Annotated in this window: 15 protein-coding genes; 12 read left to right on the top strand and 3 right to left on the bottom strand. The window is 38.8% G+C overall.

All coding sequences use genetic code 11. The features are described 5' to 3' along the window. Positions 1-11 precede the first annotated feature (11 nt). From ftsZ to ileS, 7 genes are all read left to right on the top strand, one after another. The gene (ftsZ, locus tag IGI46_RS16140; protein ID WP_207701257.1) at positions 12-1,250 is read left to right on the top strand and encodes a cell division protein FtsZ; all 1,239 of its coding nucleotides are present in this window, start codon (positions 12-14) and stop codon (positions 1,248-1,250) included. A gap of 14 nt (positions 1,251-1,264) precedes the next feature. Beyond that, the gene (locus IGI46_RS16135; RefSeq protein ID WP_429964014.1) at positions 1,265-1,942 is read left to right on the top strand and encodes a YggS family pyridoxal phosphate-dependent enzyme; all 678 of its coding nucleotides are present in this window, start codon (positions 1,265-1,267) and stop codon (positions 1,940-1,942) included. Positions 1,943-1,952: 10 nt separating this feature from the next. Then, on the top strand, positions 1,953-2,603 hold the full coding sequence (locus tag IGI46_RS16130; protein ID WP_429964013.1) for a cell division protein SepF: 651 nt from the start codon (positions 1,953-1,955) through the stop codon (positions 2,601-2,603). A gap of 13 nt (positions 2,604-2,616) precedes the next feature. Continuing rightward, the gene (locus IGI46_RS16125) at positions 2,617-2,889 is read left to right on the top strand and encodes a YggT family protein (RefSeq protein ID WP_207701260.1); all 273 of its coding nucleotides are present in this window, start codon (positions 2,617-2,619) and stop codon (positions 2,887-2,889) included. A gap of 13 nt (positions 2,890-2,902) precedes the next feature. Continuing rightward, positions 2,903-3,685 carry an RNA-binding protein gene (locus IGI46_RS16120; protein WP_429964012.1) on the top strand — a complete coding sequence of 261 codons (783 nt, stop codon included), beginning with the start codon at positions 2,903-2,905 and terminating at the stop codon, positions 3,683-3,685. Positions 3,686-3,703: 18 nt separating this feature from the next. Beyond that, positions 3,704-4,414, top strand: coding sequence for a DivIVA domain-containing protein (locus IGI46_RS16115; protein ID WP_207701262.1), 711 nt, complete (start codon positions 3,704-3,706; stop codon positions 4,412-4,414). A gap of 241 nt (positions 4,415-4,655) precedes the next feature. After that, positions 4,656-7,442 carry an isoleucine--tRNA ligase gene (gene ileS, locus IGI46_RS16110; RefSeq protein WP_429964011.1) on the top strand — a complete coding sequence of 929 codons (2,787 nt, stop codon included), beginning with the start codon at positions 4,656-4,658 and terminating at the stop codon, positions 7,440-7,442. 44 nt (positions 7,443-7,486) lie between these two features. Here ileS and zwf read toward each other — a convergent pair whose 3' ends face one another. Both zwf and IGI46_RS16100 read right to left on the bottom strand, forming a co-directional pair. Continuing rightward, positions 7,487-8,995, bottom strand: coding sequence for a glucose-6-phosphate dehydrogenase (gene zwf, locus IGI46_RS16105; RefSeq protein WP_429964010.1), 1,509 nt, complete (start codon positions 8,993-8,995; stop codon positions 7,487-7,489). Between the two features lie 15 nt (positions 8,996-9,010). Further along, on the bottom strand, positions 9,011-9,658 hold the full coding sequence (locus IGI46_RS16100; protein ID WP_207701265.1) for a metal-dependent transcriptional regulator: 648 nt from the start codon (positions 9,656-9,658) through the stop codon (positions 9,011-9,013). 218 nt (positions 9,659-9,876) lie between these two features. On the opposite strand from IGI46_RS16100, the gene gltB reads away from it, so the two are divergent. Together gltB and IGI46_RS16090 are read left to right on the top strand one after the other, a co-directional pair. Next, on the top strand, positions 9,877-14,370 hold the full coding sequence (gene gltB / locus IGI46_RS16095) for a glutamate synthase large subunit (RefSeq protein ID WP_429973839.1): 4,494 nt from the start codon (positions 9,877-9,879) through the stop codon (positions 14,368-14,370). Positions 14,371-14,372: 2 nt separating this feature from the next. Then, positions 14,373-15,812, top strand: a complete 1,440-nt coding sequence (locus tag IGI46_RS16090; RefSeq protein ID WP_429973838.1) for a glutamate synthase subunit beta — start codon at positions 14,373-14,375, stop codon at positions 15,810-15,812. A gap of 38 nt (positions 15,813-15,850) precedes the next feature. Here IGI46_RS16090 and IGI46_RS16085 read toward each other — a convergent pair whose 3' ends face one another. After that, entirely contained in the window at positions 15,851-16,204 is a 354-nt protein-coding gene (locus IGI46_RS16085) for a DUF4828 domain-containing protein (RefSeq protein WP_207705047.1), read from the bottom strand. A 106-nt stretch (positions 16,205-16,310) separates the two neighbouring features. On the opposite strand from IGI46_RS16085, the gene sfsA reads away from it, so the two are divergent. From sfsA to IGI46_RS16070, 3 genes are read left to right on the top strand one after another with little or no spacing between them, the layout of a single operon-like run. Beyond that, positions 16,311-17,042, top strand: a complete 732-nt coding sequence (gene sfsA, locus IGI46_RS16080; RefSeq protein ID WP_207705048.1) for a DNA/RNA nuclease SfsA — start codon at positions 16,311-16,313, stop codon at positions 17,040-17,042. 15 nt (positions 17,043-17,057) lie between these two features. Then, on the top strand, positions 17,058-18,059 hold the full coding sequence (locus tag IGI46_RS16075; protein ID WP_429973837.1) for a Gfo/Idh/MocA family protein: 1,002 nt from the start codon (positions 17,058-17,060) through the stop codon (positions 18,057-18,059). Positions 18,060-18,067: 8 nt separating this feature from the next. Further along, complete coding sequence (locus IGI46_RS16070; protein WP_429973836.1) at positions 18,068-19,240, top strand: DEAD/DEAH box helicase; 1,173 nt, start codon at positions 18,068-18,070, stop codon at positions 19,238-19,240. Positions 19,241-19,277: the final 37 nt, after the last annotated feature.

Genomic DNA, 19,277 nt, shown 5'->3' with positions numbered 1-19,277 from the left:
AGGAATAAAATATGGAATTCTCAATAGATAACAATATTAACGAAGGCGCAGTTATTAAAGTTATCGGTGTCGGCGGCGGTGGCGGAAACGCAATTAATCGTATGATCGAAGAAAACGTTAAAGGCGTTGAATTTATTGCTGCTAATACTGACGTTCAGGCTTTAAAGAACTCAAAGGCGGAAACGGTTATTCAACTAGGACCTAAGTATACGCGTGGTTTAGGCGCAGGTTCTCAACCAGAAGTAGGACAAAAAGCTGCTGAAGAAAGCGAACAATCTATTCAAGAAGCACTGCAAGGTGCAGATATGGTATTTATTACTGCTGGCATGGGCGGTGGAACTGGAACAGGAGCTGCTCCGATTGTTGCAAAAATTGCAAAAGAATTAGGTGCATTAACTGTAGGTGTTGTAACACGTCCTTTCAGTTTCGAGGGTCCAAAACGTGGCCGTTTTGCCGCAGAGGGCATTTCTTTACTTAAGGAAAACGTAGATACTTTGTTGATCATCTCTAACAATCGTTTGTTAGAAGTTGTTGACAAGAAGACACCGATGCTTGAAGCATTCCGTGAAGCGGATAATGTTCTTCGTCAGGGAGTTCAAGGTATTTCTGATTTAATTACCGCTCCTGGATATGTTAATTTGGATTTTGCTGATGTTAAAACAGTGATGGCCGATCAAGGCACTGCCCTGATGGGGATAGGTGTTGCTAGCGGTGAAGATCGTGTTGTAGATGCAACGAAAAAAGCAATTTCTTCTCCATTATTGGAAACATCTATTGATGGTGCTGAACAAGTGCTATTAAATATCACAGGTGGGTTGGATATGACACTGTTTGAAGCGCAGGATGCTTCTGACATTGTTGCAAATGCTGCTACTGGCGATGTAAATATCATTCTAGGAACTTCAATTAATGAGGAATTAGGCGATGAAATTCGTGTAACAGTAATCGCAACGGGGATTGACCCGACAAAAAAGGAGCGAAAGGCTAGTCGCGGTAACCAACGCACTAGTCAAGTTCAATCGGTGCCACAAAAACCAAATTTAGACATTGAACCTACAAAAAATAATGAATCACAATCAGCGTTTGGCGAATGGGATATTCGTAAGGAAGACAACGTCCGACCGAAAGTAGACGATACTCAATTTGAAAATATTGAAAAGAAAGAATTCGAAACTTTTACTCGTGAAGAAGTAAAACCTGAAAAAGACGAAGAGCTAGATACACCACCATTCTTTCGCCGTAGAAAATAAAAGGGGGAGAGCACATGATCGCTGATAACTTGCACACCGTTAAGCAAGAGATTCAGGAGTCGTGTGCTCTTGTTTCACGTAATTCAGGGGAAGTGACACTGATTGCGGTAACAAAGAGTGTCGACTCATCAGCTACTGAGGAATTGGTAAAGCTCGGTGTGAATAATTTAGCCGAAAATAGAGTAGACAAACTTCTTGAGAAAAAAGAAAGTTTAAGCCAGTATACTCAAATTTCTTGGCATTTGATTGGTAATTTGCAGCGCCGCAAGGTAAAATCTATTATTAATCATATTGATTATTTTCATGCTTTAGACAGTGTGCGTTTAGCGCAAGAAATTCAAAAGCGTGCTACGCATAAGATTAATTGTTTCATTGAAGTTAATATCTCAGGCGAAGAATCAAAGCATGGTATACGCCCCGAGGAATTGACAGCATTTGTTCATGAGCTAGCCGATTTATCCAATGTAAGCATTGTTGGATTAATGACAATGGCTCCCTTTGATGCAGATGACGAAACAATCCGGAGCATTTTCGCCTCCTTGAAAAATTTACAAGAAGAGATTTGTTCCTTAAAATTGAAATATGCTCCTTGCACAGAACTTAGTATGGGGATGAGCCAGGATTTTCCTCTGGCAATTATAGAAGGTGCAACCTATATTCGTGTGGGTACAGCATTATTTAAGAAAGGATAGGACAGAATCAATGGCCATTAATCTTGCAAAAATCAGTGACTTTTTCGGTTTAGCCGAGGATGAGGAAATATATGAAGAGACACCTGTTTCTCGAAAACCTGTTGCTAAACAATCTAAGAGAGAGACACGGGCACAAACAAAGCCTATGGTTAATAAGAGCAAGCAACAACAAGTAAGAAAAGAACCAATTAAGCGATCTATAGAAAATAAACAAGGTACAACTAATCAACCGGCAAGAGTACGACAGTCTGAAAAGCCAACTGTAAATAAAGAAGTAGCCTCGCCTACGAGAAAACAAGAAAAAGTGATTAATATGCCTAATAATGAAGCGATGAAAAAAAGGGTAGCGGCTCAAACTACCTCTTCTACTACAAGAGAGCGTAGACGTATTTCTGTTGTGGAGCCTAGAGCGTACAACGAAGCAATGGTAATAGCTAAAAGGATTGCTCAAGGAGAAGCCGTATTAATCAATTTTCAATCGTTAGATGAAGGGCGAGCTAGACGAATTGTGGACTTTTTAACAGGTGCTGTATATATGATAGATGGTGATATAAAACGCGTAGGAAATGAGATGTTTTTATGTACACCCACAAATATGGAAGTTGACAACGCTACCTTGCAATCAATGGACGATCAGGATATTTTTGGACTTGAACTATAAAGGAGACAATTAGTTGATATTATTTAATTTGTTAAATTTGATCAATCGTTTGGTCAATCTTTACACTGTATTATTAGTCGTATATGCCTTGCTGTCTTGGTTTCCTGGAGCATATCAATCTGCTTTAGGTAAATTGCTAGGTCGCATTTGCGAGCCGTTCTTAGATTTATTCCGTCGCTTACCTTTGCAGTTTGGTGGGATTGACTTCTCTGTTATGGCTGCGATTATCGCATTAAATTTTATTATGAGAATTCTTAATTCATTAGTATACAGCATGATTTATTAGGGGGGGTGAAGGTATGAATGAGAATGTCTATCAACATTTTCGACCTGAAGAACGCCCATTTATAGATGCTGTGAGTGATTGGTTAGAGCAAGTTGAAAGCCAGTATGCCCCTTATTTGACAAACTTTCTTGATCCGCGTCAAGCGTATATTCTTGAAACATTGACTCGAGAAATCAGTGATCTGAAATTTTTGTTTTTCGGAGGCTATGAACAGGCTGAACGTTGCCGTTGTATGATTTATCCAGAATATTTCGAACCATCTAAGGATGACTTTGAAATAGTAACGATTGAAATAAAATATCCTCAAAAATTTACAGAATTATCTCATGGAAAAGTTTTAGGAACATTGATGAGTGCTGGAATGAAACGTGACTATTTTGGTGATATTATTTCTGATGGCGAGCGTTGGCAAGTCTTCCTAGCTCGGGAAACGTCAAATTATATTGATTCGCAGATAAGTAAAATTGGTCGTGTCACTGTTCATTTAGAGGAGAGACCGTATACCGATATTATCGTTCCAAAGGATAGTTGGTCTGAAGAAAATATGACTGCCTCTTCATTAAGACTTGATGTGGTAATCTCAACCGTATATAATATTTCCAGACAGCGCTCAAAGCAGTTGGTTGAATCTGGAAAGGTAAAAGTAAACTGGAGCATTAATGAACGTCCAGATTACTTGTTAGATTTGTTGGATGTTGTTTCTATTCGTGGCTTTGGACGAATTCAAATCCAGGCAATAGAAGGAAAAACGAAAAAAGAAAAAATCCGTTTGCGCTTAGGCGTTTTACGAAAATAAACTGATGAGGTGACTTGAATGGCTTTAACTCCACTAGATATTCAAAACAAAAGTTTCTCTACTAAAATGCGTGGTTACAATCAAGATGAAGTTGATGACTTTTTAGATATGATCGTAAGAGATTACGAAGATAGTATTTCTAAGAACCGTGAACTAGAAAAGGCTTTAAAGCATGCTGAAGAGAAATTGGAATACTTCAATGAATTGAAAGAAGCTTTGAATCAATCAATTGTTGTAGCTCAAGATACTGCTGATAAAGTAAAATCTTCTGCTAGCAAGGAATCAGAAGTAATTGTAACTTCCGCACAAAATCGTGCAGATGAATTAATTACTAACGCTGAGAAGAAAGCTCATCTTCTGACTTCAACTGCTGAAGATAGAGCAAGAGAAATTTTGAGTGATGCAACTAGTCAAGCTCGCCAGTTGGCTGCTGAAACAAACGATTTGAAGAAGAAAACGCGTACGTTCCATCAACAATTGTTATTGTTATTGGAAACTCAATTGGATCAAGCTAAAAGTGGTGATTGGGAAGAAATTTTAAAACCGATGACAGCTTATGTCGATGATAGCAACGACATCATTAAAGAAGTTTTAGCTGAAGAGCTTGACAATGATCAAGAATTTACAGTAAACTCAGATGAGCCAACTATCGATTCTACTCATGATGATATGGGGTTGACTATTGATATTCCTGAGTTGATTAAAACTGATCAATCAGACGAAAACTAGAATAGAAAAGCTGATTAGAATCTTTTAGCGAGTCACTGATGGTGGGAGAGTGACAGACCCTCTAATGAGACAAGATCCTCTAGTTTGTTTTACTGGTGAAGATAAGTAACCAGTAACGATTCATCTCGTTAACGATGAAGAGGAAATCAATTTGGTTTCAAATCTGGGTGGTACCACGACAAGTTCGTCCCTTTGCGGGATGCACTTGTCTTTTTTATTTAGGAAAGGAAGTCGAAATACATTGAAAATGAAAGATACACTGCTATTAGGAAAAACGGCTTTCCCTATGCGCGGTAATTTGCCAAATCGTGAAGGCCAATGGGAGAAAGATTGGGAAGAAGATAGAGTATATGAAAAACGTCAGGAACTGAATGAGGGTAAACCATCTTTTGTTTTGCATGATGGACCCCCTTACGCAAATGGAAATATTCACATTGGTCATGCATTAAACAAAATTAGTAAGGACATCATCATTCGTTCGAAATCGATGAGTGGATTCAGGGCACCTTACGTTCCAGGTTGGGATACTCATGGTTTGCCAATTGAACAAGTACTAACAAATAAAGGAATTAAGCGTAAAGAAATGACTATGGCTGAGTATCGCCAAAAATGTTATGATTACGCGCTAACTCAAGTTGATACTCAAAGAGAAGATTTCAAGCGATTAGGCGTAGCTGGAGACTGGGAAAATCCATATATTACTTTGACACCTGATTATGAAGCAGCAGAAATTCGTGTTTTCGGTAAAATGGCCGAAAAGGGATACATCTATAAAGGGCTGAAGCCAATCTATTGGTCACCTTCTAGTGAGTCTTCTTTGGCCGAGGCCGAAATTGAATACAAAGATGTTAAATCGGCATCAATTTATGTAGCCTTTCCGGTCAAGGATGGAAAAGGATTAATAGATACAGATGCATCGTTCGTAATCTGGACAACTACTCCTTGGACGTTACCAGCTAATCAGGGTATTGCAGTTAATCCAAGCTACATTTATGTATTAGTGGAGGCAGATAGCCAAAACTATATTATTGCTAAGGATCTAGTTGAAACTGTAAAAAAAGAAATCGGCTGGGAAGATGTACGTATTGTCAAAGAGCTGAAAGGTACGGAACTAGAATACATGACTGCGGCACATCCATTCTATGATCGAGAATCACTAGTTATTTTAGGTGAGCACGTTACTTTGGATGCAGGTACTGGGTTAGTTCATACTGCTCCTGGCCATGGTGAAGATGATTATTTTGCGGGTAAAAAATACGGTTTAGAAGTATTATCACCAGTAGATGATCGTGGTGTTTTCACAGCTGAAGCTCCTGGTTTTGAGGGAGTCTTTTATGATAAGGCGAATCCAATGATTACTGATCTATTGAAGGAAAAAGGACGCTTATTAAAATTAGATTTCTTTACCCATAGTTACCCTCATGATTGGCGTACGAAAAAACCCGTAATTTATCGTGCAACACCACAATGGTTTGCCTCAATTGATAAATTCCGACAAAATATTTTAGATGAAATTGAAAAAGTAGATTGGATTATTCCTTGGGGTAAAACACGCTTATACAATATGATTCGTGATCGTGGTGACTGGGTAATTTCTCGTCAACGTGCTTGGGGTGTCCCGTTGCCCATTTTTTATGCAGAAAATGGAGAAGCGATCATTACTCCTAAAACGATTGATCACATTGCCAATCTGTTCGCAAAATATGGATCAAATGTGTGGTTTGAAAGAGAGGCCAAGGAATTGTTACCTGAAGGCTTCACTCATCCTGGATCTCCTAATGGAGCGTTCACCAAGGAAACAGATATCATGGACGTCTGGTTCGATTCTGGTTCTTCACACGAAGCGGTATTACGTCAACGTCCTGAGTTAACTTTTCCAGCTGATATGTACCTAGAAGGCTCTGATCAGTACCGTGGTTGGTTTAACTCAAGTATCACAACAAGTGTTGCAATCAATGGAGTTGCTCCTTACAAAGCTGTATTATCACAAGGATTTGCTTTAGACGGTGAAGGACGAAAAATGTCTAAATCTTTAGGAAATACAATTGTTCCCGATAAAGTAATTAAACAAATGGGTGCTGATATTCTTCGGCTTTGGGTCAGCAGTGTAGATTACGAGTCAGATGTACGGGTTTCTATGGATATTTTGAATCAAATTGCTGAGGTTTATCGTAAGATCCGCAACACGATGCGCTTTTTATTAGCAAATACAACAGATTTTGATCCCCAAAAAAATACTGTTGAATATGAAGAATTACGCTCTGTGGATAAGTATATGTTAGTTCGATTGAATCAAGTAATTAAAAGTGTGCGAGACGAAGGATACGATAAATATAATTTCGTACACATCCACAAAACAATTGTTAACTTTTTAACGACTGATTTGTCAGCATTTTATTTGGATTTTGCCAAAGATGTTGTTTATATTCAAGCAGAAGATGCGTATGAACGTCGTTGCATGCAAACTGTGTTTTATCAGGTTGCTGTAGCTTTGACAAAATTATTGACACCAATCTTACCGCATACTACGGAGGAAATTTGGTCTTTCTTGAAAGAAGAAGAAGAATATGTTCAGCTAGCCGATTTACCAAGTTATCAAGAATTTTCAAATCAAGCAGAATTGTTGGATACTTGGAAGGCATTTATGGAATTTAGAGATAATGTACTAAAAGCATTAGAAGCAGCTCGAAATGAAAAAATTATCGGACGTTCTTTAGAGGCTAAACTGACTGTTTATCCCAATGAACAAGTACGGGTATTATTGACTGCGGTGGATGCTGATTTACCACAATTACTGATTGTTTCGCCAGATTCATTCAGTATTTCAACTAAACAGGCTCCTGACACTGCAATGAAATTTGATGATGTCGCTTTATTAGTTGAAAAGGCTGATGGAGAGGTTTGTGATCGTTGTCGTCAAGTACGAACTACTGTAGGACAAGATGAAAATCTACCAAAACTATGCGCAACTTGTGCAGAAATTGTTGAAGAGAATTATCCTGAAGCAGTCTCAGAAGGATTTGAATAGTAAAAAAAAGCAAGCGATCATTTTACTGATTGCTTGCCTTTTTTCTAGTTTAATTTACCACGTTCACGATACCAGTTATCGGGATGCCAATTCCATTCATGGCCATTTTTTTCAAGCAATTCAAAGGCAGCTTTTGGCCCCATTGTTCCTGCAGCATAATTTGGAAATTCTGGTGTAGACTGATCCCAGGTTTGACGAATACGATCAACGATCTCCCATGAATTGGCAACTTCATCCCAATGAGAGAAGTTTGTCCCATCACCACGTAAAGCATCCAATAATAACTTTTCATATGCTTCTGGACTGTTTTCAGTTACTTCAGCCGATTGACGGAAGTCCATTTTTACTGGCTCCGGATTAAAACCTTGACCAATTTGTTTGCCATTTAAGGTTAGTGAGAATCCTTCTGTAGGCTGAATATAAATTGTTAATACATTTTGAGCTAATTCTTGTTTATCTTCATTATCGAAATGAAAAACATTAACTGGGACTTGTTTAAAGATCACATTAATACGAGTGCCTTTTTCAGTCATACGTTTTCCAGTGCGTATATAAAACGGAACGCCTGACCAACGGAAGTTATCAATTAAAAACTTTCCTGCAACAAAAGTTTCAGTTGAAGAATATTCAGCTACATTGGGTTCTTTACGATAAGAGACAAACTTAGTATTATCTAACTCACCGGCGTCATATTGACCACGTACAAAATTTTCTTCTACTTCTTCTGGTGTGTAACGACGAATGGCTTCTAATGCTTTCACTTTTTCTAGACGGAGTGACTCATCAGAGAAGGAAACTGGAACTTCCATCGCCAATAGAGAAACTACCTGCAAGATATGATTTTGCACCATGTCTTTTAGCGCACCGCTATTCTCATAGTAGCCTCCGCGATCTTCGACCCCTAAACTTTCAGAAAAAGTAATTTGGATATTGTCGATGTAACGGTTATTCCACATAGATTCGAAGATATTATTGGCAAACCTAACTACCGCAATATTTTGAATCATCTCTTTACCAAGATAGTGATCAATTCGAAAAATGTCTTTTTCAGGAAAAACAGCTCGTATCTGTTGGTTTAATTCATTAGCGGATTCGTAATCAAAGCCGAATGGTTTCTCAATTACTAAACGATTGAAGCCATCTTTGGTTACGATTCTTTGTGATTGCAAATGTTGAACAATTGTACCGAAAAATTGAGGTGCCATGGCCAAGTAATAAATACGGTTACTAGATAAATCATATTGCTCATCCAGTTTTTCCGTTAAAACACGTAATTCATCATAGTGTTTAGTGTCATTCACATTATGCGAAAGATAATAAAAATGACTGGAAAATTCTTCTGCTTCTTCTGTTGTTGGGTTTAACTCTTGAAGAGTTTCTTTGACAACTTCGCGATAATGTTCATCACTCCAAGGTCTGCGGGCAGTTCCAATAACTGCAAAGTGGTCTTTCAAATTTCCTTTTTTATATAAGCGGAATAATGAAGGATAAAGCTTTCGTTTTGCTAAATCTCCAGTACCGCCAAAAATCGTAAATAGTGCCGCTTGTTCCATGTAATTCCACTCTCCTTATAATTGATCAACAAAAATTGTGCTAGCAGCTTTGTAACTAATGCTTACCTGTTTCTGGTTGTTGGTTAGAGTAATCGGACCTTCATAAGCCGCAACATCAGTGATGGTAAACTCTTCATGAATATTTACCTTGAGATTAACAAGATAGTCTAGTAGATCTTTTTCGTCTAGTACACGAGCGATGCGAATTTTTGTATTAACCGAATAGTCAACCAATGTTTGACGTTCCTTCTCGTGAATTACCCGTCCATCTTGTGGAATCATGCCACCATGGGGGCAATACTCAGGGTGTTCAAGATAAGTATCAAGTCTTTTTTCTAGCTGTGAAGAAGTAACGTGTTCTAACACCTCCGCGTCATCGTGGACTTCATTCCACGAATAGCCTAAGTGATTAACAAGAAAAACTTCCCAAAGTCGATGTTTTCGAACTAAGGTGCTTGCTTTTTCTAAACCTAAAGGAGTTAGTTGTACTCCCTGATAGGGGGAATGACTAACTAGTCCTTCTTTTACTAATTTTGATATCATTTCGCTGACAGAGGCACCAGAAATTGTTAGACCAGATACAATTTGTTTGTTGCTGACCTTTTTTTTGTCGCCGCCTAGTTCTAATATCAGTTTCAAATAATCTTCGCGATTTGGTGTCATAGTGAGTCATCCTTTCAAAACTTGGACATATCAGATTAAGTTTATCAAATAATCCTCTTTTTTACCATTTGATTCAACTTCTTTATTTTTTTCGATTATTAAGGTTGACTGGCAGAATGAAAAAAAATTTCTAAGAAGTATTGCGTAACGCAAGTAAACAAGGTAATATATTAAAAATAAATGAGAATTGTCAAACTATTTAAAGGATTGGTGCCCATATGTCGAATCAGACACTATCTAAAGTCCCAACCATGTACGATCCCTCTTTTGAGAAGGATGCATGTGGTATGGGCTTTATTGCTCAAATGCATGGAAATGCCTCAAGAGAATTAGTAGTACATGCGTTAACAATGTTGGAAAGAATGAATCATCGTGGTGGAACAGGAGCAGAACCGGATACGGGAGATGGTGCTGGAATCTTAATAACTGTACCTGACCGTTTTTTCCGTCGTGAAGCTGAGAAACAAGGAATAACTTTGCCGATTGAAGGGGAATACGCGGTAGGAATGTTCTTTTTACCCGCTGAAGAGAAACAAAAACTTGGCCTCATGCAGGCAATTATTAATGACATTGAAACAGCTGGTTACCCAGTAATCTGGCATCGTGATGTGCCTTTTCAGTTTGAAAACTGCGGGCCTGGTGCACAACGAGTTATGCCAAGTTTTATCCAATTATTTATCAAAAAACCGATGGATGTTAAAGCAGGACGTATGTTTGAAGATCATTTGTATCGTTTACGTAGAAAGTTGGAAAAGACCTATCATTCTAAAGAAATGTCTTTGTGCAGCTTATCGGCAAAAACACTTGTCTACAAAGGGATGCTTCATGCTTACCAAGTAGGGATCTTTTACGAAGATTTACAGGATGCAGAATTTGAAGCAAGTATTGCTGTGGTCCATTCTCGTTTTTCTACGAATACTTTCCCTAGCTGGGATCGAGCACAACCTTTCCGATTCTTGGCCCACAATGGTGAAATCAATACTTTGCGAGGTGCAGAAAATTGGATGAAGAGTCACGGTGTTGAAGTCTACAATGAAGAAGATTCGGATTCGGCCAAATTAGAAAATTGTATGGAATACTTGTATCGAAATGGTCGAGATATTCCTCAAGCTTTAATGATGATGGTTCCTGAAGCGTGGTCAAAAGAGGCGGGCTTAGGGGAGGAACTAACAGCATTTAGCGAATACAATGCTAGCTTTATGGCGCCTTGGGATGGACCAGCGGCTTTGTGCTTCACGGATGGGGATATGGTAGGTGCCGCATTGGATCGAAATGGTCTGCGCCCTTCACGCTACTCCATTACTAAAGATGGATTAGTTCAAGTCGCTTCTGAATCAGGAGTAGTTGATTTTGAGTCTTCTAACATAATTGAAAAAGGAGTACTTGGACCTGCCAACATGATTTTGGTAGATACAACAAATGGACGCTTCTACCGCAATGAAGAAATTAAGGAAAAGTATGCGAAATGTCAACCTTATCAAGAATGGCTAGATGAACATCGTTTAGAAATTAATCAGTTAACTACTGAAGCTGCTGTCGAAACTAAAATGACTGAAGCAGCGCTAAAAGAAATGTGGCAGTTAAACGGATATAGTGATGAAATTATTCGTGGTGCTATCTTACCAATGGCAGAAAAAGGAGAAGAACCTGTTATTTCAATGGGATTTGATGCACCTTTAGCTGTTTTAAGTGAAAAGCCACAATCACTGTTTACGTATTTTAAACAGCAATTCGCTCAGGTTACCAACCCGCCAATTGATGCGATTCGCGAACAATTAGTAATTGGAACTGAAATGTTTCTAGGTCGCGACGGGGATGTAAGTAAAGATGTTGCTGTCAATTGTCAAAAATTAAAAATTGAAAGTCCTGTATTAAATACAGAAGATTTTCAGAAAATTATTTCATTGGATAAGAAACATCAAAAAACGGTGACAATTTCGACATTGTATACATTAAGTGAAACAGCTAGTTGTTTGGAAGATGCATTAGAACAAATGTTTAAGCAGGCAGAAGAAGCAGTCGATCAAGGAGCAACTATTCTTGTTTTGAGCGATCGAAATCCATCAAAAGAAAAGATGACCATGCCCATTCTTCTAGCTGTGTCTGGTTTGCATAATTATTTAGTACGTAAAGGAAAAGCTTCTTTGACCAGTATTGTGGTAGACTCCGCTGAAGTATGTGAAGTTCATCATTTTGCAACGTTAATTGGTTACGGCGCCAGTGGTATACATCCTTATGGTGCTTATGTAACACTGCAAGATTTTTCTGTTGAAAACGGTCTTGAGAATTATCGGAAAGCTGCGGAAAAAGGAATTGTTAAGGTAATGTCCCGCATGGGGATTTCAACAATTGCCGGTTATCATGGTGCCCAACTATTTGAAGTTGTTGGAATTAGTCAAAAGGTTACAGATCAGTATTTCACAGGAACCGTTAGTCGAATCGGTGGTTTGTCGCTGGTTCAGATTGAGGAAGAATATTTGAATCGTCATAAACTAGCCTATGGATCTAGAGGGAATGATTTTTTAGCTTCTGGTGGAAGCTTCCAATTCAAGGCCGAAGGTGAACATCACCTGTACAATCCAAAGACGATCTATAATTTCCAACAAGCTGTACGTTCTGGTGACTACGAATTGTATAAGCGCTATGCTGCTGAAATGAATGAAGAAGCGGACAAGCAGCCTACAACTTTGCGTTCTATGTGGGAGTTCGCTAGTGATCGTCAATCAGTAAAAATTTCTGAGGTTGAACCTGCTTCAAGTATCGTGAAGCGATTTAAAGTAGGAGCCATGTCCTATGGTTCATTGAGTCAAGAGGCTCACCAATGTATTGCTGAAGCAATGAATGCAATCGGAGCTAAGTCAAATAGTGGTGAGGGTGGAGAAAATCGCAATCGATTCAAACCAAGATCTGATGGTAAAAACTTTAATAGTAAAATTAAACAGGTAGCATCAGGACGTTTTGGAGTCAATGCGGAATATTTAATGAGTGCAGAGGAACTGCAAATAAAAATGGCTCAAGGAGCAAAACCAGGCGAGGGTGGACAGCTTCCAGGTAATAAAGTATTTCCTTGGGTAGCTGAAATTCGTGGGTCTACACCAGGTGTACGGTTAATTTCACCACCGCCTCATCATGACATTTACTCGATTGAGGATTTAGCACAGTTGATTTTTGATTTAAAAACAATTAATCCTTACGCTAAAATTAATGTTAAGTTGGTATCAAGTACTGGTGTTGGAACTATCGCAACCGGGGTCGTAAAAGCCGGTGCAGATATTGTTGTAATTTCGGGATATGACGGAGGTACTGGTGCTTCTCCTAGAAACTCCGTACGGGATGCTGGTTTGCCTTGGGAAATGGGGTTAGCAGAGGCGCATCAAACACTAGCGATGAATAATTTGCGTCAACGGATGATTTTAGAAACAGATGGTAAACTAATGACTGGCCGTGATGTTGCCATGGCAACACTTTTAGGTGCCGAAGAGTATAGTTTTGCTTCATTAGCTTTAGTAGCTATCGGTTGTGTGATGATGCGGGTCTGCAGCTTAAACACTTGTCCTGTAGGAGTTGCCACTCAAAATCCAGCCCTGCGCAAATTCTTTGTAGGCAAGCCTGAACATATTATTAATACTATGATGTTTATTGCCGAAGATCTTAGAGAAATTATGGCTGAGTTGGGCTTTAGAAGTATTGATGAGATGGTTGGACATACTGAGGTACTGCAACCGCGCTTTGTGGCTAAAGGAAAAGCAAAATCTTTAGACTTTAGTCGAATCTTATCAACAAGTGTTGGAATTGAACGTAAAGTTGAAGACCCATTTATTGATAAACGTCAATGGAAAGAACTGGATCATTTTGCTGAAAATGCTATTGAGAATGGTGAAATTGTTCGAATAGAACAATCAATTAATAATGTTAATCGGTCAGTGGGGGCTCGTATGGGTGGCTGGATTGCTGAGCGTTTCGGAAATTACGAATTGACTCCAGGACAATTAAAGTATACTTATCATGGAATTGCTGGTCAAAGTTTTGGTGCATTTACTACTCAAGGGATGGAACTTAAACTGATTGGTGAAGCTAATGACTATGTTGCTAAAGGATTAAGTGGTGGACGATTAATAATTGTTCCACCTGAAGATGCAGCCTACGATGTTGAACATTCACCAATTGTTGGGAATGTGGCTTGTTTCGGAGCCAATCGAGGCGAAGCCTTTTTCCGTGGGCGGGCTGGCGAAAGATTCTGCGTTCGTAACAGTGGCGCAAATGTTGTTGTGGAAGGTGTTGGCGATCACGGTTGTGAATACATGACTGGTGGTACTGCCGTAATTCTTGGTTCAACAGGACGTAACTTTGCTGCTGGGATGTCTGGAGGAGTTGCTTATGTATATGATCCAGATAATAAATTGGCAGGTAACTGTAATATGGATATGGTTGAACTTTTTAAAGTTGATGAAACTAGCGACGATTCTGCTTTAAAAGAACTACTTGAAAAACATCTTGTTTTTACTGACTCACAAAAGGCAGAGAAGTTATTAGCAAACTGGGAAGAAGAAAAGCAGTATTTTGTTAAAGTCTATCCAAGCGAATACCACGAAATGATTCGTGTAACTGAAGAATTAGCCAAAAAAGGTTTATCTGGCGATGACTTGGTGGAAGAAGCCTTTAATAAAGTTATTGGCATTCAAACTGTACCTGTTGGAAAGGAGCGTGGCTAACGATGGCAGATCCATTTGGTTTCTTAAAATATACTCGTAAAGATAATCCATATCGTCCGGTAGAAGAACGAGTGCAAGATTGGAACGAATTACAAATACCATTAAATGCTGAAGAACGTCAAGAGCAAGCCGCACGTTGTATGAGTTGCGGAATCCCTTTCTGTCATACGGGAATTTTTTATGGCGGTAAACGAGCTGTCTCAGGTTGTCCTAATGACAATTTAATTCCGGAATGGAATGATCTAGTTTATCGAGGTGAATTTAAAAAGGCTTTTGATCGTTTAGTCAAGACGAATCCATTACCAGAGATGACGGGCCGTGTTTGCCCTGCACCTTGTGAAAAGGCCTGTACAGAGGGATTGAATGGTTCGGGCGTAACTATTCATGACAATGAGCGATTTATTATTGATAATGCTTTTGAAAATGACTGGGTGAAAGAAACGGGCTTACCCGTTGAACGTACAGAGTTTAAAGTTGCAGTTGTTGGTTCAGGTCCCGCAGGTCTATCTGCAGCTTGGCGTTTAAATCAGCTGGGTCACAACGTAACGGTGTATGAACGAAGTGATCGTGCTGGTGGGCTCTTAATGTATGGAATTCCTAACATGAAATTGGATAAAGATGTAGTTGATCGCCGTTTAAAGGTAATGGAAGAAGTTGGAATACAATTTGTTTTGAGTACGGAGATTGGTGTGGACATTACCGCAGAAGAATTACAAAATCAATATGATCGTGTGATCATTACCAGTGGTGCGAGCGTTCCTCGTGATTTAAAAGTGTCTGGTCGTGAATTGCATGGTGTCCATTATGCGGTAGATTATTTAACAGAATGTACGAAAGATGTCTTAAAATATGGAAAAGATGCAACCAGTAAAAAACTCTCAGGCAAACATGTTGTAGTAATCGGAGGCGGAGATACTGGAAATGATTGTATCGGTTCTGCTATTCGTCAAGGTGCCGCTTCGGTCAAGCAATTGGAAATCACTCCTCAATTGCCGAAATCGCGTGTGGCTGCCAATCCTTGGCCAGAATACCCAATGACTAACAGGATTGGGTATGGACAAGAAGAGGGGCTAGCTGCTAATGAAGAACAGCTGACTTATTACAGCACCTCAACTACTGCTTTCATTGGTGCAGAACGTGGCCAAGTTATTGCGATTGAAACCACACAAGTTGATGAACGCTACCAACCTGTAGCAGGAACAGAACAAGTATTAAAAGCTGACTTAGTTTTATTAGCAATGGGCTTTACTGGAGCAGAACAACGCCTTTTAGATGGATTTGATGTTCATGAAGTTTACGATGACTATACTACTGATAATGAACGAGTGTATGTAGCAGGAGATGCCAAACGTGGACCAAGTTTAGTAATTTGGGCGATTCGTGAAGGGCGAAAAGCTGCAGAAACAGTTGATCAAATGTTACGAGCTTTGGTCTATCAATGATAAAACAAGTCTGCTGCACATGGTGCAGCAGACTTGTTTTAATTGGCGGGTGTTATTGGCAATGAAGCATCGTCCGCTTCATCGTATAGCGTAGTGGGGATGCCGTTTTCAGTTTTTATGATTAAATGATAGCCGAATTGATCTTGAATTGTGAGTTTATTTTTAGTCAACTCTATTAATTGGTAGACAATTTCTTTTCCATCAATCATAATAGACAAATCGGGATAAATAGTGAGCACATGGTTTTTGGCTTCTTTTGGATGAAAGAACGACCAAGAACCGACATAAAGTGGACCAGGATCTTCTGACAAAGCTTCCTCTTTACGCAAGAACAATCCAAGAGCCCCAGCAATTACGGAGGCGCCTACAAAAACATGCCATTTTCTTTTCATCAAAAAGCTCCTTTCCTACAATCTTTCATTTTACTATATAATAAAGAATGTCTGATGACTATCGGACTTAAGTACTATTTAATAATTTTAAAGGATTTTGATAAAGATGCAGTATACAAATGTTCAGCTCGCGTATTTTTTAGAACGACCAAATCGATTTATCGCTCATTGTCGGTTATTAAAGACTGGTGAAATAGTAGTAGCTCATGTAAAAAATACGGGAAGAGGAAAAGAGATTCTGTTACCTGAGGCGTTAGTGTCGCTTAATTACCAACCCTCTCCTAAACGAAAAACCGATTACGACCTGATTGCTGTAAAAAAAGGAGATATGTGGATTAATATAGATTCACAAATCCCTAATACTTTGGCAGCGAACGGACTGTTACAAGGAAACATTACCCTGCCTCATCTAAGAGGTCAATTATCTTTTCTAAAAAGAGAATATCAATATGGTCATTCAAAGTTCGATATCTATTTTGAAACTGATGTGGGGGAGAAGGGATTCGTGGAAGTAAAAGGGATGACTTTGGAAAACCATGGAATTGGTGCCTTTCCTGATGCACCTACTATCAGAGGAAAGAAGCATGTTTTGGAATTAACTGAAGCAGTATTTGAAGGTTATCACAGCTATTTATTATTTATTGTGCAGTTTTCTAAAATTAAAGCTGCTACTATTCATCGAACTATGCAGCAAGATTTTTTTCAAGCTGTTAAAAAAGCAGAGCAAGACGGCGTGACTATTTTAGCGTATAATTGTGAAGTAGATGAATCAACGATTGAGTTGCTAGGGGAGATTCCTTTTGATTTAACTCAAGCGTTTATCGATCCTAATCTGTGAAAGGTGGAAATGAACATGATCAATTTAGGAATTATCGGAACGAATTGGATTACACATCAATTTGTAGAGGCAGCTTTAGATACTGGTAAATATCAATTAGCAGCGGTTTATTCTCGAAGATTAGAAACAGCACAAGAATTTGGCGGGTGTTATGGAGATGTGGAGTATGCAGTGGATCTTCCAACATTCTTCGACATAGCGCATCTCGATACCATTTATATTGCCTCACCTAATAGCTTGCATTTCGAGCAAACTAAAATGGCTATTTTAGCTGGCAAAAATGTAATTGTTGAAAAACCGGCATTTTCGACGCCAAAAGAAATGGATGAAATTATTAAACTTGCTAATGAGAAACGGGTATTTTTCTTTGAGGCAGCTAGAAACATTCACGAGAAAGCATTTAAAACAGTTGCGGACTTCTTACCTTTAAAAGATCGTATTTTAGGAGCTGATTTCAGCTTTGCTAAATATTCTTCACGATATGACCTTGTATTAGATGGGGAAGAACCAAATATTTTTTCACCTCATTTTTCTGGAGGAGCGTTAGTTGATTTGGGGGTATATCCTATCTATGCAGCTTTGGCCTGGTTTGGGATGCCTAAAGAAAGCCATTATTTTGGCAATCTGATTTCAACTGGAGTTGATGGACTAGGTATTGGTGTCCTGCGTTATGACAATTTTGATGTGTCTATCCGTACTGGCAAAATTAACGACAGCTATCAGAAAGCTGAAATTTACTTGGATAATGGAACACTTGAAATGAATGCGATTAATTCAATTGATGAAGCTGTTTTTCATGATCGGAATCACAAGAATCGAGAAAAGCTAACGGTGCAACAATTAGAAAATCCAATGGTTGAAGAAGCAGAAATATTTGCGCAAGTTTTATTGAATCCAGAAGATTGTGATTTAGGCTTGCTCTATGAAGAATGGGTAGAGTTGGCGCGTAACGTAAATCAAGTATTATATGACATGAGAAAAAGTGCAGGTATCGTTTTTGATGCCGATGAAAAGTAGAGGATTTTATGAGTAATCAACAACTAGTAAATTTTTTGCAAAAAAATTGGGAAGCTGCAGGTTTTTCTACACCGTCCTTAATTCAATCGGAAGTGTATGAGCCTATTACTGACGGGAAAAATTTAGTTGGTGTAGCTCCAACTGGAAGTGGAAAAACTTTGGCGTACCTGTTACCACTGCTAAATAAATTAAAACCTAAAGAAGCAAATCAGCTGTTAATTCTAACTTCTTCACAGGAATTGGCGATGCAGGTAGTAGAGGTAACTCGAGTATGGCTTAAGGGCTCAGATTTGCAAGTCCTGCCATTAATTGGTGGAGCCAATATCAAGAGACAACAGGATGGACTAAAGAAAAAGCCGGAAGTAATAATTGGTACGCCAGGACGAGTTATGGAACTAATGACTAGTAAAAAGCTGAAAAGTCATCAGTTTAAAACAGTTGTATTCGATGAAGTGGATCAGCTAATTCAAGGACAAAACTTACAACTTATTCAACGGATATTAAAGAACGTACCTCAAACTGTTCAGCGACTGTATTTCTCAGCAACGGCTGACAAGGTTCTTTCTGAAATTCAACAAATTGATAACGACTTAGTTGTCGTAGACGTCAGTAAAACTGATAAAAGCCAAGGAGAAGTTACTCACTTTTATCTAGAAATCAGCGAACGAAAAAAAGTAGACAGCCTGCGCCGTTTATTAAATCTTCCGGCATTTTGGGGATTACTATTCTTCAATCAATTAAATGATCTAGGTGCTGCGGAGCAAAAACTTTTATTTCACAAACTTCCAGTAGCCAGTTTGGCATCTGATCAAAACAAACAATTGCGTAAACAGGCAATTGATAAGTTGAAAAAACATCAGCTAGTAGGCTTATTAACTACTGATATTGCCAGTCGCGGATTGGATATTGAGGCCATGCCTTTTGTTGTAAATGTAGATTTTCCGAAAACAGAAGAGAGTTACCTTCATCGAGCAGGGCGTGTTGGTCGAATGGGGAATGAGGGAATTGTCATTTCTTTTGTTACCACCCAAGAGTTAGCGGGAGCTAAGAAGATAGCTAAGAAATTAGGAATCACTTTAGAGGAAGTTTATCTTTATGGTGGAATGCTGACTACAGAAAAACATGAAAAAACCGAAATAAAAAATAAAAAGAAAAAAAGCAAAGTAAAAAGGCGCAAATAGTGCCTTTTTTCCTTGCGTAACGCTCATTAAATCGCTA

It is taken from the genome of Enterococcus sp. AZ163 (assembly GCF_050498925.1).
GTDB lineage: Bacteria > Bacillota > Bacilli > Lactobacillales > Enterococcaceae > Enterococcus_A > Enterococcus_A ferrettii.
This window is presented reverse-complemented; position numbering and strand designations above follow the sequence as displayed.